This window comes from Clostridium saccharoperbutylacetonicum N1-4(HMT) (assembly GCF_000340885.1).
Classification (GTDB): Bacteria; Bacillota; Clostridia; order Clostridiales; family Clostridiaceae; genus Clostridium; species Clostridium saccharoperbutylacetonicum.
The window spans coordinates 3185926-3202741 of the sequence record NC_020291.1; the positions used below are offsets into that span (position 1 = coordinate 3185926).

General features: G+C 31.5%; 3 protein-coding genes. All 3 read left to right on the forward strand.

The window, feature by feature from the left end:
• Nucleotides 1-196: 196 nt before the first annotated feature.
• Nucleotides 197-6232, forward strand: coding sequence for a non-ribosomal peptide synthetase (locus CSPA_RS14270; protein WP_015393014.1), 6036 nt, complete (start codon nucleotides 197-199; stop codon nucleotides 6230-6232).
• Between the two features lie 16 nt (nucleotides 6233-6248).
• On the forward strand, nucleotides 6249-7412 hold the full coding sequence (locus tag CSPA_RS14275) for an MFS transporter (protein ID WP_015393015.1): 1164 nt from the start codon (nucleotides 6249-6251) through the stop codon (nucleotides 7410-7412).
• Nucleotides 7413-7492: 80 nt separating this feature from the next.
• Nucleotides 7493-16705 carry a type I polyketide synthase gene (locus tag CSPA_RS14280; protein WP_015393016.1) on the forward strand — a complete coding sequence of 3071 codons (9213 nt, stop codon included), beginning with the start codon at nucleotides 7493-7495 and terminating at the stop codon, nucleotides 16703-16705.
• The last annotated feature ends 111 nt before the right edge of the window (nucleotides 16706-16816 follow it).

A 16816-nucleotide genomic window follows, 5' to 3' on the forward strand; every position in this document is an offset into this window, starting at 1 on the left:
TAATTATTTAATGGATTATAATTGAATAAATGTAAAAAAATAAAATGAAATTTAAATTAAATTTATACTATATATGTTGTAAAAATAATTATTTAAGACATAAGGATTTCGGAAGGAAATCACCATTCAGTGATAATTCTAAAATATATATTATCACAAAGAATATTACATAAAATAATAAAAGGGGGACATGGAAATGGATGTTAATAAAATTAAGTCAATGGATATTGAGGCACAAGTTTACGAACTTATATCTAATGTGACAGGTCATAAAGTTGAGGATCTTGATTCAGAAATGTTTCTTGAAAGTGATTTAGGAATTGATTCTATAAAAATGGTTAATTTGATGAATCAGTTAATGAAATTAATTCCAACGGAAGAATTGGATAATTTCATAGCTGTTTATCCTATGACACACTTAATGTCATTGCAAACAATAGAAGAAATTGCTTCAATGTTTGAGGCGTTTTTTGGGACAGAAGAGGAAATGCATAATGAAAATACTGATAAAATAATTGAAATAGATATTAAAGCACAAGTATTTGAAATTATATCAAATGTAACTGGACACAAAATTGTAGACCTTGACTTAGAAATGTTTCTTGAAAGTGATTTGGGAATCGATTCAATTAAAATGGTTAACTTAATGAATCAGCTAATTAAGCTAATACCAGATGAGGAATTGAATAATTTTACTGATATATATCCTATGACTTACTTAATGTCTTTGCAGACAGTAGATGAAATTATTTCTATGTTCGAAGAATTTTTTAGTGAAAAATCATCAAAGGAAAGTCAATCAAAAGAATTGGAAATTTTAAATGCTCAATATCCATTCTTAGCATCGTATTGGTCAGTTGGCACTTTAACTATTTGTTCTGGAGTAAAAATTGAAGGTGAATTGAATTTAGAGCTTCTACAGGATAGTTGGCTTGAATTAGTTAAAAGACATCCAAGTTTAAGTGGTAGTTTTACAAAGGAAGCAGGGGTAAAGAGTTTCAAAGATTACAAGCTAGAAATTCAAAGTGATCTAAGATTACCTAAAATTCAAGTAGAAGATGTAAGAGGGTTACCTGTAGGTGAACAAACTCAAAAAATAAAGGGAATTATTGAAGATATTATTAATAAACCATTTGATATATTTAGATTTCCACTTCATAAGTTCTTAGTAGTTGAAACAGATAATAATAAATTCGAGTTAATATTTGCAAATAATCATTTGGTCTCTGATGGTCTTGGAAATCAACAAATAATGAGAGAAATTATTGAGATATATTCTTCAAAAATAAGTGGTAAAAGTTCAAATTTATCACATGGAACATCAGTGGAGAATTACAATAAAGTAGTTTCAGAAATAAATAACTGGAATAGTCTAGAAGAAAATAAAAACTTAGAAAAATACATACAAGCTTATGGAAAAACAAAATATAGATTTAATCCTTTTAATAAGGAAAAAGTTAAAAATGAATTTGCTACTGTGAAAACTCAAAAATATTGGGTAAATAAAGATATAACTAAGCGCTTATTAGAAAAATCTAAGGCTTGGAGAGTTTCATTATTTACACTTATGGTTGCTGCTTATTTAAAAGCAATAAATGATATGGACAAAGAAAACAATGAAGTTATTATAAATTTACCAACTAGTGGTAAAGTTTACCCTAACATTGATGCTATAGGAATTATAGGATGCTTTGCACAAAATATGGCATTAAATTTTAATTTAGATGCTACAAAAGAGGAATGGAAGACAGTAGTTGAGAAAATAGATAATGAAATTAGAAAAAAAATATATGAAGGAATAGATAGAGCTCAAATAAACAGTACAGCTAAAGTAACTAGAGAACAAGATATGCTTGAAGATGGAGAAATGTCCAAAATGACAGCTGCAATAATACGTTCAAGTTTAAAATCTAATTTATATCTTTCTTTTGTTGGTAATACAGAGCTTCAAGAAAGTTATGGTTCTTTAAAGATAGTTGATTATGAAGCATATACGTCAACTAATGCCGGGGCTATAGATAATCTTGTAGAGATATTTAAAGATCAAATTATGATTACATCAAACTATGATAGTGTATGTTTTGATGGAGATAATATTAAGTTATTAATTGAAAAACTCATAAATAATCTTAATGATATGGCCAATTCACAGCTAGAAGATAAAGCAGAAAGTTTAAATAGAGAAATTTCGGAAAATAACGTGCTAATTGATGAACTTATGAAGATATCAGAAGAGGTTTGTTTAAGGTCAATTTCTAAAGAAGATATTCATAAAGATTTAGGTGCGGAATTTGGTGTTGATTCATTGCAGGTGATCCGCATAATTACAAAAGTGTCTAAGCTACATAAAGGAATTGATAGAGAGGCTCTATTTAAATGTAGAACTTTAAATGAAATGGCTTTAATAATTCAAAAAAATATTAGTAGTCATGAGAGTAAGGTTGAACTAGTAGCAGAGATTATAGATAATGAAGAAATTCCATATATGAAAATTGTAAGGCAATGTAAATTAACACCTGATGCAATAGCTATATTATATAAAGATGAGAAAATTACTTATAGAGAATTAGATGAAGAATCCAATAAAATTGCTAATTATTTGATGGATAACGGCATTAAAAGAAATTCACTTGTTGGAATAATGGTATTTCCAGGACCAATGATGTTAATTGGTATGATAGGGATAATGAAGGCAGGAGCAGCTTATGTACCAGTAGATCCAGCTTATCCAACAGATCGTATTCAATACATAATGAAAAGTGCTGGTATAGAAATCTTGCTTACGGAACACGATTTAAAAGAAACCTTGAGTGAACTTATAGAAAAAGATTCACCAATAACTACCCTTGTATATTTAGATTATGGCAAGGTTATGGATTCAATGGGCAATTATAATCAAGTCCCAAAAGAGATGTGGCTGCAATTTTCTGAGGCTAGCCCTAAATATATAAATTCTCCAGATGATTTAATGACAATTTTATATACTTCTGGCTCAACAGGAAATCCTAAAGGGGTTATGCTTGCACATAGAGGCTATATGAATAGATTAATATGGCATCAAGATACCTTTAAACTTAAAGAAGGAGAGCGTGTTGCTCAAAAAACTTCTTGTTGTTTCGATATTTCTGTTTGGGAACTTTTCTGGCCTTTAATGTATGGAGGGGTAGTTTGTCCAGTCAGAAAAGAAGTTGTAAAAAATCCATGGGGCTTAGCAAAGTGGCTTATAGAGACTAAAATAAATATAATGCATTTTGTTCCATCTTTATTTGGTGAATTTGTAAATTCCTTAGAGGATGATGACTATGAGTTTAAGGATTTAAGATGGCTCATTTTTAGCGGAGAGGCTCTTCCTATGCCAACAATTCAAAAATGGATAGATAAGCATGGATTAGCTACAGGACTTGCAAATCTATATGGGCCAACAGAAGCATCAATTGATGTTACTTGTCATATTATTGATAGAAGACCTGGAGACAAAGGGGAAAATACCATTCCAATAGGAAAACCAATTACAAATGTGTTTATTAAAGCCTTAGATGAAAACATGAAGGAAGTACCGGATGGAGAAATTGGAGAGCTTTGGATTGGTGGTATTCAACTTGCCAAAGGTTATAAAAATAATAAAGAAAAAACAGAGGAAGCCTTTAAACCTAATCCATTCAAGGAAATCCCTGGAGAATATTTATATAAGACAGGAGATTTAACTACAAAGTTATCAGATGGAAGTTTTGATTACCTTGGAAGAATTGATAATCAAGTTAAAATAAGGGGATTTAGGGTAGAACTTGGAGAAATTGAAGCAGTGCTAGGAGCTCATCCTTCTATAAATGAAGCGGCTGTAATAGCAGTTGATTATATTGATGGACAGAAGCAATTGATAGCATGGGTTTCTGGAAATAAGGTCGAGGACAATGAATTAAAAGAATTTATATCAAAGAAGCTGACTTATTATATGATACCTCATCGTTTTGAATGGCTAGCAATTTTACCTAAAACACCAAATGGAAAATTAGATAGAAAAGCACTAAATCAAATGTATGATAAAAGCACTACTGGAGCTAGTAGTATAGAATTGGAAGCCAAAGAACCTGAAACACAAGAAGTAGTGATGAATGAAGTTCCTTTATCACCTGCACAAAAGTTTTTGATAAATTATTTTGATTATCCATATCAATGGACTGGATATACAAGATTTTTATATAAGCAGCCATTAGACTTTGAAATGTTTAATAAAGCTTTAACCATTGTAACTAATAATTATGATGCATTAAGATGTGTGTTGGTAAAAGAAGCTGGCAAGTGGATGCAGAGATTTTTACCAGAAAATCAAGAAGTAGAAGCAGATTATTATGATGGTTCTCATATGGATGATAAGGAAAGGGATGAAGCTGTTAATAATTTAATTAATGAAATCATTGGAGAATTAGAAGTTGATAAGTGGCCGCTTTGGAAAGTAGTAATAATAAAGGTTAACGATTCTGCTTATGATATTTCTGTTATAGGTCACCATCTTATGTCTGATCTTATAGGAAATCAATTATTGTTTAAGAGAATATGGGCAGTTTATGGACAGCTTATTTCTGGAACTAATGAGGTCAAACTAGAAGAGCAGAAATCATATAAGGACTTTGTTGTAAAGGTAAATAAAGAAAAAGAGCATAAAGCAGTAGAATTTGTAAGATATTACAAAGAGCAATTTCCTTCAGAATTGTCAGCTTTCAAGATTTCGGAAGATTTTAATTTAGGTGAAAACACTGAAGTATCAGCTAAGTCAGAAATATTTACTTTAGACAAAGCTGAAACCATAAAGTTACAAACCACAGCGAAAAAGTTTTTTAGAACAAGTTTATATAACATATTACTTGCTCCACTTTATAAAATGTTACAGAAAAAATATAACAAATCATGGGTTGTTGTAAGTCACAGGATGAATGGTAGGGAGTTAGGAAATGAAACTTTCTTTGAAACAGTAGGGAATTTTGCCATAAATTATCCAGTTGGAATCAAGGTGGAATATAACGAAGAATGGTCAGAAACAGTTAAAAAGATTGAAAATGGAATGAATCAGGTTCCGCTAAAGGGAATAAGTTATGATTTGGTTTCAGATGAATTACCTTCATATATGTATCCAGATTTGAACTTAACATCTATAAGAGCTAACTATTTAGGAAATAGAGATATTACAAATTATGATGTATTTGAGTTTTCAAAAGAGGGAAGTGACAGAAGGTATTCACATCCTAAGCAAAAGAGAATTTCATCAATTGAATTCTTCTTCTCTATAGTAAATGGGGAATTACTTTTAGAAATAGAATACTCTAAAAATATGTATGAAGAGTCAACTATAAGGCAGCTTGGAGAAGCGTATATTAACACTGTTAAGGAAATGATTAATTATATACAAGATGAAAAAAAATCAATGGAAGAAAAAACGTTAAAACCTATTTCCTTTATATCAAAAAGTAAAAAACAAGGTACTCTTTCAGGAAAGGTGGTAATAATAACTGGAGGAGGAAGAGGTATTGGAAGAACTATAGCAATTGAGATGGCAAAAGAAGATGCTCAAGTTGTTATTATATCTAGAACAATCAGTCAGCTTAAGGAAACTCAATCAGAAATTGAGAAATTTGGAGGAAGGGCTATTTCTATAGAAGCTGATATAAGTGATTATAATTCAGTTGAGAAAGCTGTAAATAAAGTTATTTCAGAATTTGGTAAAATAGATGTTCTTGTAAATAATGCAGGAATAACAAAACTAGAAGGCTTTACAGATACTAATATGGAGGAATGGAGAAAGATAGTCGAGGTTAATTTGTTTGGTACTTATAATATGTGCAAATTAATAGTTCCTTATTTATCTAAGCAGAAGTCAGGAAAAATAATTAATTTAGGTTCGGATTCTTCCTTTATTGGATATCCTTTAATGAGTGCCTATTCAGCTTCAAAACATGCAGTTTTAGGACTTACAAAATCCTTAGCAGAAGAGTTAAAGCTAAGCAATATTCAGGTAAACGCAATTTGTCCATCTTTTGTAGAGACAGATATGACTCCAGGTGGTTTAAGAAATAGTGCTATGCCAACAGAAAAAGTAGCTGATTTAGCTATATTCTTAGCTTCGGATAAATCTGATTATATAACTGGTGAAGCAATTAAAATATATGGTAAGCAAGACATGTATTGGTTTGGAGCTAAGCAGATGCAGGCTATCAGAGCAGTAGTTAATAGAAAATAAAGGAGATTTTGCAAAAATGCATTTCAAAGACAAAATACAATTAGTGTTTTTAGATAATAAATGGATTATTTATATGATAGGTTTACTTATTGGTGTTGCAATGGGGATTATTAATCCCCTTGCCTCTACCCATTTAAAGGAAAATAATGTGGGGAGTTTATGGATAGGTATAATTTCGTCTTCTTTTTTCTTGGCTATGTCAATGGGATCAATGTTTATTAATAAGAAGTTAAGAAACAAAGGCATTAAGGAGACTATATTAATAGGCGGAGTGATTGCAGCTGTAGCAACTATTATTTTTCCAATGGAGTCTAATTTATTTATTTTACTTCTATTGATGCTGATTATAGGTTTTGGAATAGGGTTAAATATGGTTGGAATTCAAACTATACTTCAGGAGTTAATAAAAGAAGAGATAAGGGGAGTTATAAGTGGAGTTTATTCACTTAACTTTGCTATAGGGTTTGTATTTAGTTCTGTAGTAGGTCCTGTGCTTTATGAAGTTAAACCTTGGATTCCATTTATGATTGCAATGGTTGCACTTTTATTATGCCCAGTGGTTGTTAATTTTAGCTTTAAAGAAAAATTGTTATTTCCAGTGATGGTGAAAGGTAATATGCATAAAAAGATATCTGTAGGACTTCAAGGGGCATTTTTGTATGGAGTTACAGAAACTACTCTTACAACTCTTTATCCTGTGTTTCTTATATATCAAGGTTATGGTATACAGGATACTGGATATGCCTTGGGAGTATTTGTTGTAGGGAGTATTCTAGGAACTATGCCTATAACATATCTTTCGGATAAATTTGGACGCGAAAGGGTTTTATTGCTTAGCATTTTTACATCTATATTTACAATTTTAGGAATTTCAATCTTTAGTAATTTTACATTAAGATTAATATTCTCATTTCTATCAGGTTTTATTATTGGACCATTATATCCAGTGGCTTTAGCAGTTTCAATACAAAAGCTTAATAAGGAAGAAATAGCTCTTGGAACCTCGTTATTCACATCTTTTTATGGTGTGGGATCAACTATTGGACCGCTTATATCTTCAATAGCTATGAGCTTATTAGGAGATGATCATATTTTTACTGTTTGCTTACTTCTTTTTAGTATTTTTATTTTTATAACATTTATTAAAAGAATTAAAGATAAGACAGAGGTTTTTAGTTAAATTAGTTATGAGTTTAGGAGGGAAAGCAGTGGGCTTTTCTAAAAATAGCAGATTATTTTTATAGTATGGGAGATGTAAAGATGAGCGATATAAATAATGTGAAAATGTCGATTTCTTGTGGAAAAGATATATCAGATAAATATACAAGTAAACAGAATATAGCTAATTTATTAATAGATTCAGCTAAAAATTCAAGAGATAAAGGTATAATATTTATTCAAAATGACAATTCAGAAATTTTATTAACTTATGAAGAAATTCTTGAAAAAGCTATGTATTGCTTAGGGTCACTTCAAAAAAATAGTTTAAAACAAGATGATTTTGTAATGATGTCATTCCAAGATAATATTGATTTTGTCGTAGCTTTTTGGGCATGTGTACTAGGTGGTTTTGTACCAGTTCCGATTTCTCCACCTTCAGCATTTAAAGGCAAAAATGCTTCTTTGGAAAAGCTTATAAATGTATGGAATACACTAGAAAAGCCTATAATGCTTTGCGATGCCTCAATGATAACTAATATGAAAAATAATGATATTTATCCTGAGTGTCAACAAATTGATATGTTTGATATATCAGTTTTAAGACAAAGTACAGAAAAAGGTCACATTAATTTGACTTCAACTGATAAGCCTGCATTTATACAATTCAGTTCAGGAAGTACAAATACACCTAAGGGAGTAGTTTTAACACATAAAAACCTTTTAACTAATATAACGGGAATAATCGAAAGTGCTCAGCTGACCTCTGAGGATAAAGTTCTTTCATGGATGCCGTATTATCATGATATGGGATTGATAGGATTTCATTTGACGATGGTTACACTAGGTATGTTACAGGTAAATATGAGCCCAATGAAATTTGTAAAAAGACCAACACTTTGGATGGATTTAGTTTCAAAATACAAAATCAATCTAACATCTAGTCCTAACTTTGGATATAGGTTGCTGCTCAAAAAAATTACCGATAAACATCTTGAAAGTTGGGATTTAAGCAGTTTAAGATTGATTTTTAATGGAGCAGAACCTATTTCAGTACCATTAGTTAGAGAATTCATGGAAAAGCTATCTATATGCAAGCTGCCAGAAACAAGCATGTATATGGTGTATGGTATGGCAGAAGCATGTTTAGCAGTTGCATTCCCAAGGGTAGGGACTAAACCAGAAAGTCGTTTTATTAGTAGAAATAGCCTTATAAGCAAGTCTTTAGCAGAAGAAGTTACTGAAGATAATAAAGATGCATTGCAGGTTGCTGATGAGGGATATGCTATTTCTGGTATGCAGATTCGTATCGTAAATGATGATGGAGAGGTAGTTCCAGAAAAGCTGTTAGGAGAAATACAAATAAAAGGTGATAATGTTACTTCTGGATACATTAATAATCCTGAAGCAACTGAAAAATCCTTTCAAGATGGATGGCTTAAAACTGGAGACACTGGTTTTATGATTGATGGAAAGCTATGTGTAACAGGACGTATTAAAGATATAATTTTTGTGAATGGACAAAATTTATTTGCATATGATATAGAGTTTAAATTAGAAGAAATGGATGGAGTAGAGCCGGGAAAAGTTGTAATAGGCGGTTGGCATGATGAAAAAGAAGGAAGAGAAAAAACAGCTATTTTTTCAGCTCTACGCGTAAAACAAGAGAATATTAAAGAATTTTATGGAAATATGTTAAGAAAAGTAAATGAAGCCTTTGGTATAATGGTTGATTGTGTGGTTCTAGTCAAAGCTATTCCTAAAACTACTAGTGGTAAAGTAAGGCGTTTCATGATGATACAAGCTTTACTTGATAAGGAATATGAAGATACAACCTTTACAGCAAATGAATTATTAATAGATATAGAAGAAAATAAAGTAGAAGCAAAATCAGAAGTAAGTACTGTGATAGAATCTTTAATATTAAATAACAATACAGATAAAATAAGAGAAATATGGGCAACAGTATTAGAAATGCCAGCTGAGAGTATTGGATATAATCAATCCTTCTTAACCTTAGGTGGAACTTCTATAAAAGCAGTTCAGATTTTAGGTATGCTTGAAGATGAATTCAATTTAGAGTTAGGTCACGATATACTTATTAATTGTAAGACAATAAAAGAAATGGATGAATATCTGATAAGATTATCGAAAGGTGATATATCAGGAGTTAATATTATCAAAAAAACTTCTAATGGAATTAATGAAGAAGACGATATAGCAGTAATAGAAATGTCTTGCCGTTTTCCAGAAGCATCAAATCCAGAAGAATTTTGGAATAATATTGTAGCTGGTAAATGCAGTATTGATGAAGTGCCAGAAGATAGATGGGACATAAATCAATATTATAGCAAAACTAATGATTTTACAAAGACAAATTGTAGAACAGGTGCCTTTATAAATGACGCCTTTGATTTTGATGCCAAATTGTTTAATATTTCTGATGAGGAAGCAGCAGTTATGGATCCTCAGCAAAGAATTATATTAGAATTAGTATATGAGATATTAGAAAGGGCAGGATATTCTAGAAAAACTGTAAGTGGAAAGCGTTTAGCATTGTATATTGGTGCTGGTACCAATACATATCAAGAGTATCATTTAAATACTTTGAATATGACAAATCTTAAGAATTTTGAAAGCTTCAGTTCACTTACAGAAGAAGAACAAGGATCAATACTTAATGAATGGAAAAATAAATTAGGAGTAACTGAATTTCATCCTAATCTACTTGTAGACAATATTATAAACATGATTGCTGCAAGAGCTTCTCAAGAGTTTGATTTAAAGGGGCCTAGTATAACAGTAGATACAGCATGTTCTTCTTCCTTAGTAACTATACATTTAGCTTGTGAAGCACTTAAAAAAGGTGAATGTGAATTAGCTATAGCAGGAGGAGTAAATTTATTACTTACACCAACTCCATATATTTATCTTAGTAATGCTGGAGCACTATCTACAAGTGGGGAATCAAGAGTTTTTGATGCAAAGGCTGATGGACTTGTTCCAGGAGAAGGTGCAGGCTTAGTTTTATTAAAACCTCTTAAAAAAGCTTTAAAGGATAAGGACAAAGTCTTAGCTGTAATAAAAGCTAGCTCTATAAATAATGATGGACATTCAATAGGGGTTATGGCACCTAATCCAAATGGTCAGCGTGAAGTAATTGAAGCCTTGTATTTAAATAATGATATTGATCCAAACGAAATACAATATGTAGAAGCTCATGGTACTGGTACAAAAATTGGAGATCCGAGTGAAGTAAGAGCTTTAAAAAGTGCCTTTAATAGATGGAAGCCTAAAAACAATTCTATAGCTATAGGATCAATTAAAGCAAATATTGGTCATCTTTTAAATGGTGCTGGAATAGCTAGTTTTATTAAAGTAGTTTTAGCTATGAATAATAAAATAATGCCTCCTAATGTAAACTTAAGCGAGCTTAATCCTTCAATTAAATTTGACAAAACTCCATTCTATACTATGCTTGAAGCTAAAGATTGGAAGGTTCAAGAAGGAGAAATAAGAAGAGCGGCAGTAAATTCCTTTGGTTTTGGTGGTACTAATTGTCATATGGTTATTGAAGAAGCTCAAGAAATTGGTAAGGAGGAAACTGCAAGAGAGTATGAGCATGATAAGCATATTCTAGCATTATCGGCAAATTCGAAAAGATCTCTTCAATTGAAGATTAACAATTTTGTAGAATATTTAAAAGCAAATAAGGAAATGAATCTAGGTGATATATGCTATACAGAAAACACATGCAAAACACTGTTTAAATACCGCTCAAGTATTATAGCAGAGTCAATTGAGGATTTAATAAACAAACTAGAAAATCTTCAAATAGATAATATAAATTGTGATGGTCAGCACAAAATCGCATTTATGTTTACTGGACAAGGTTCTCAATATGTTGGTATGGGAAGAAAGTTATATGAAAAGCTACCTATTTTTAGAGAATATGTTGATGAATGTACAGAAGCATTTTATCCTCATCTGAACCAAAAAATAACCGATTTAATTTATGGCGCTGACGCAGATGAAAAAATTCTTGAACAGACTAATATAACTCAACCTGTAGTATTTACTATGGATTATGCATTTGGAAAACTTCTTTTAGATTTAGGCATTAACCCTGCTTATATGCTTGGACATAGCGTTGGAGAATGGGCAGCAGCTTGTCTTTCAGGTGTAATAAATTTACGAGAAGCTGCTGAAATAATAACTGTCAGAGGAAAGCTTATGGGTGAATTACAATCTGAAGGCAGTATGTGTGCAGTATTTACATCAGGAGATAAACTTGAGCAATTACTTAAAAATTTCGATGGAAATGTATGGATAGCTGCATATAATGTAACTCATCAGGTTGTATCTGGAGAAACAAAAGATGTGGATAAATTCTGTACAATATTATTAAAAGAAGGAGTAGGGATGAAAAAACTTAAGGTTTCTCAAGCTTTCCATTCACCGCTTATGAATCCAATGCTGGATGCATTTAGAGAAGTTCTTAACAAGGTGAACTTTAAGACTCCTAATATCCCCATAGCATCAAATGTAACTGGACAAATAATGGATAAACCTTTTGATACAGAATATTGGGTAGAACATATCCTTTCATCTGTAAAATTTGAGCAAAGTATTAAGTGTTTAGCAGGCAATTCAGTGGATATTTTTATTGAGTGTGGGCCTGATAAGGTGCTGGCAAGAATGGCAGGAGGGATACAAAATGTTGGTAATAAAACAATTTTATCATCATCAGATCGTAAAGGAGATTCTTTAGAGATAATTTTAAAAACAATATCTTCACTTTTTAATTTAGGAATTGATATAAGTTTTGAAAATTTTGAAAGTGGTATCTACTATGAGAGAGTTAAATTACCTATATATCCATTTGAAAGAAAGACATATAAACCTGATTTCGGAAGAGAAAGTATAAAAGTTCCAAATGAATGGTTCTATAATTGGAAGTGGGCGCCTGGATTTCAAGAAGCATTTAGTTCATTGCAAGCAGGGAATGTAGTGATATTTGATGATGGAAGCGGTATTAATGAAGAAGTTGAAAAACTCCTTGATCCAGATAAAAACAAAGTTTATTCTATTAGAGCAGGTGAAACATATTCATATGATGGCGATAGAAAATTTGTAGTTAATCCATTAATAGAAAGCGAGTATGTTGAAGTTTTTAATGCTATTCCAGGGTCAATTGCTACAGTAATACATCTTTGGAACTTAAAACAGGAGATTTCTAACTTGGAAGCTGTATTCAATGAAAGAGTAATAAATGGAAATCTTTATAGTGTTTTATATATAGGAAAAGCTTTGTCGAGATTAAATGTAGAAGGTATTAAGTTATTATTAGCAACAAATTTAGGTGTTCCTATAGATGAAAAGCATAAAATTTCAGCTCCGCACCAATCTATTGCTATAACCTTGACTCTTGCTTTAGATCAAGAAAATAGTTTTATAAATGCACATTGTGTTGATCTAGATAAAAATGAGTTTGAATCTAATAGAGAAATAGCTAAAGTTTTGTTTAATGAAATAATGAGTGAAACAAATAGCGAAGGTATTGTTGTCATCAGAGATGGAGTAAGATATATTAGAGATTTAATAAATGTTATAGAATTAAATGAGACTTCGGAAATTAAATTTAAAGACGGTGAAACATACCTGATTACAGGAGGGTTAAGCGCAGTAGGTGGTGCGATAGCTAAAGCAATTGTAAAGAAAGCTAAAGTAAACCTAGTTTTAACAGGACGCAAGGAATTGCCGTTACGAGAAGAATGGAATAAGGAAATTGCTAATAATACTAAAATTTCTAAAAAGATTGAGTTGATTTTGGAACTTGAAGAATTTGGAGCAAGTGTTTCTTATGAAGTTGTAGATGTAACTAAAATGGATGATATGAAAGCTTTAATGATTAGAATAAATAATAGATATGGTTCTATTCATGGAGTGATTCATGCAGCAGGAACAGTTGATTCATCTAGTTATAAGCTTCTAAATAAAGAAATTCAAGTAGTGAACGACGTTATTGAACCTAAGCTTCAAGGGGCTGTAATAACTGATTTAGTTACAAGGAAAGAACCTTTAAAATTTTTTGTTATGATTTCATCAGTATCTTGCTCAAGAAAGATTTGGTCAGCAGGGCTTGGAGATTATTCTGCGGCAAATTCCTTCCTATCTGCTTATAGTTTTTATAGAGCAGGTCAGGATGCACCAGGAAAATCCATTGCAATAAACTATTCATTGTGGGCAAGCATTGGAATGGGAGCTGACTTAGGAGAAGGTGCTGATTTAGCTTTAAAAGCACAAGGATTAAATCCTCTTGCACCCAAAAAAGCTGTTGAAGCCTTTATGAGAGTTTTGTCAGATGGAAATCAAAGCGTGGTTCATATAATAGATAAGATTGAAAATTCTAATCAAAAAGAAGCTTCTAAAACAAAGGCTGTGAAATTTAATTTCAAAAAAGTAAATAATGTTAAGGAGGTTGTGTATAGTGTTATTGCTGAGCAATTACACATTGAAAAGGATCATTTGGATATTGGTCAAAATTTCCTTGAATTAGGTTTAGATTCTCTTGGTGCTATAAAAGTTATGGAGACGTTAGGAAACAAACTTGGAATGGAATTATATCCTACCTTGATATTTGAATACCAAACACCAGAAACCTTGGCAGAATATATTGAGAAAGTTTATACTCAAGATTTTGATGAAGCGGCAGCAGATAAACTAGAAACCATCAATGAAGATAATGCTAAGGATAAAAAAGTTAAAGATATTGCAATAATTGGAGCAAGTCTTAGAATACCTGGAGCAAATTCATTAGATGAATATTGGGAAATCTTAGAGCAAGGTAAATGTGTAATAAAAGAAATTCCAGAAGAAAGATGGGGTGGAAAGAACAGCTTTAGTACAGATCAAAACGCTGATCATACTTCGTATTGTAAATATGGAGGCTTTATAGAAAATCCATATAATTTTGATCCATTATTCTTTGGAATGTCTCCTAGTGAAGCCACTGTGACTGACCCTCAACAGAGAATTTTCTTAGAGATTGCATGGGAAGCACTACAGCAGGCAGGTTATGGAGGAAGATACAACTCGAATAATATAGGTGTATTTGTTGGTTGTGAACAAAATAATTATGCAGAGCATTTTGCGAATTACAGAACTTACATGGAATTAAAAAACAGTCTATTGCAAAATCAGGTGTTTAATAATATGAGTGAAGAGCAAAAACGTGAAATAATGAATAATATCTTTAATGTATTGCAGCCAGCAAAGATGGTATCTGATGCAGTTGCTGGGAATAGCTTAAATGAAGTTGCAGCAAGGGTAAGTCATTGCTTAAATCTCACTGGACCGAGCTTGACCTTTAATTCTGCATGTTCATCGTCACTTTCTGCATTACATTTTGCTTGTGAAAGCATTAGAACAGGAGAAAGTAAGATGGCAATAGTTGGAGGTGTAAATTTGAATATTACTCCAACAAATTTTGTAGGCTTAAGCAGAGTTCAAGCGCTTTCTAAAACAGGAACTTGTTATCCATTTGATAACAGGGCAGATGGTATGGTACTTTCAGAAGGTGCAAGCGCAATATTATTAAAACCTCTTGAGGAGGCTATTAGTGATGGAGATAATATAATGGCTGTAATTAAAGGCTCGGCTATTAACAATGATGGACATTCTCAAGGTATAACAGCGCCAAGACCTCAAGGACAGGCAGAAGCAATAAGAAAAGCTTATTTAAAAGCAAAGGTTAATCCTGAAACTATATCTTATGTTGAAACTCATGGTACTGGAACGCCACTTGGAGATCCAATTGAAGTAGAAGGTATGAGCCAAGCCTTCCGCTCCTTTACAGCAAAAAAAGAGTTTTGTGCTATTGGATCAGTTAAGTCTTCAATAGGACATATGTTGTCAGCCTCAGGAGTAACAAGTTTGATTAAAGTTCTTTTAGCATTTAAAAATAATAAAATACCACACACTATAAATTATGACAAATCAACAACTAATGCAAATATTGATTTTCCAAATTCACCATTTTATGTTGCTAGTGAAAAGCCTAAGGAATGGAGAAGTAATGGAGAAGATCCATTAAGGGCAGGAGTAAATGGTTTCGGCTTTGGTGGAACCAATGTTCATGTGATTTTAGAAGAAGCTCCAAAAGTAAGTAATCGTGAAAGGGATGAAGAAAAATTCCCATACTTATTACAGTTAACTGGTAGAAATCAAAATGTTGTACGAAAAATAGCTGCTAATTTAAAGAAAGATATTGGAAAGCAAGAAAACTTAACTGTTTCATCGATTTGCTATACTATGAATAACAATCAAAAAGAGCTAAGTACTAAAAATGCAGTAGTGATAAAATCTAAAAAACATTTATTAGAGGTACTTGCTAACATAGAAAAGGATATTGACACTGAGGATATTTACAAAGGTAGATCTAATCCAAATCGTCAAACAGAAGCGTATCTTGTTTTAGATGATAGCATCAAGAATATTAAAAATTATAAAGAGGATTTATTCTCACATATTGTAATATTTGCTGATGCATACAATGAATGTATGGATAGCTGTAAACAACTTAAGGATTTAAGCAGTGAAGAAATCGAACGTGTGGAAATATTTGTAGTGCAATATGCACTAGGTGTTATGTTGAGTGAGTTTGAAGTGAAGCTATATGGAATAATTGCAGAAGGAACAGGAATTATAGCAGCAGCTGTGTTAGCAGGAATGATAAGTCTAAAACAAGGTATAGCAAATGTTCTTGATACAACAATAATAGAAAATAACGATAGTTTTAAACTTGATTCAGGTGAAGTGTATGTAAATTGTCCTATATTAACACCAGCAGGGGTTATAGAAAGGGAAGAGGATATTTTTAAAAATATTGAAGCAAATATTCAAAGTTTAAAGGGATTTGTAAGTAAGAATCAAGTTGTTATATATCCAGATAGCCTTCACAAGATCAAGACTAAGGAAATTTATGATGACAAATTATTTAATTTCATTGAAATGGATTTGGAGAGTAATTCGGTTGAAGCTGTTATGAGGACATTCGCTAAGCTTTATACTTTTGGCGTAAGGTTTAATCCTAATAAGTTCTTTGCTAGTAACGAGAAGAAAGTCAAATTATCTACTTACCCTTTTGAAAATGAAGAATATAAGGTTTCTGTTTTAAAAGAGCCAGATTTTAAAGAATTAAAGTCATCAACAACATTGAGTAAAAAAGGTTTATTAAAGCTTGAAAAAATTAATGTACTTACTGAGGTTGAAAGAAAACTGATTAGTATTAATTTGGCTAAAGACATAAGATAGGTAATTATTACGATTTGGGCTAATTATACTGTAAATCATATGAAAGAAAATAACAAAATAAAAGTTCTTTGTTAATTCTTTCATATGGTTAAATTTCTATAATGTGGAGGT

Bases quoted from the DNA above. Each gene is read 5' to 3' on its own strand.
- CSPA_RS14270 (WP_015393014.1), top strand. From the start codon at position 197: ATGGATGTTAATAAAATTAAGTCAATGGATATTGAGGCACAAGTTTAC.
- CSPA_RS14280 (WP_015393016.1), top strand. From the start codon at position 7,493: ATGAGCGATATAAATAATGTGAAAATGTCGATTTCTTGTGGAAAAGAT.
- CSPA_RS14275 (WP_015393015.1), top strand. From the start codon at position 6,249: ATGCATTTCAAAGACAAAATACAATTAGTGTTTTTAGATAATAAATGG.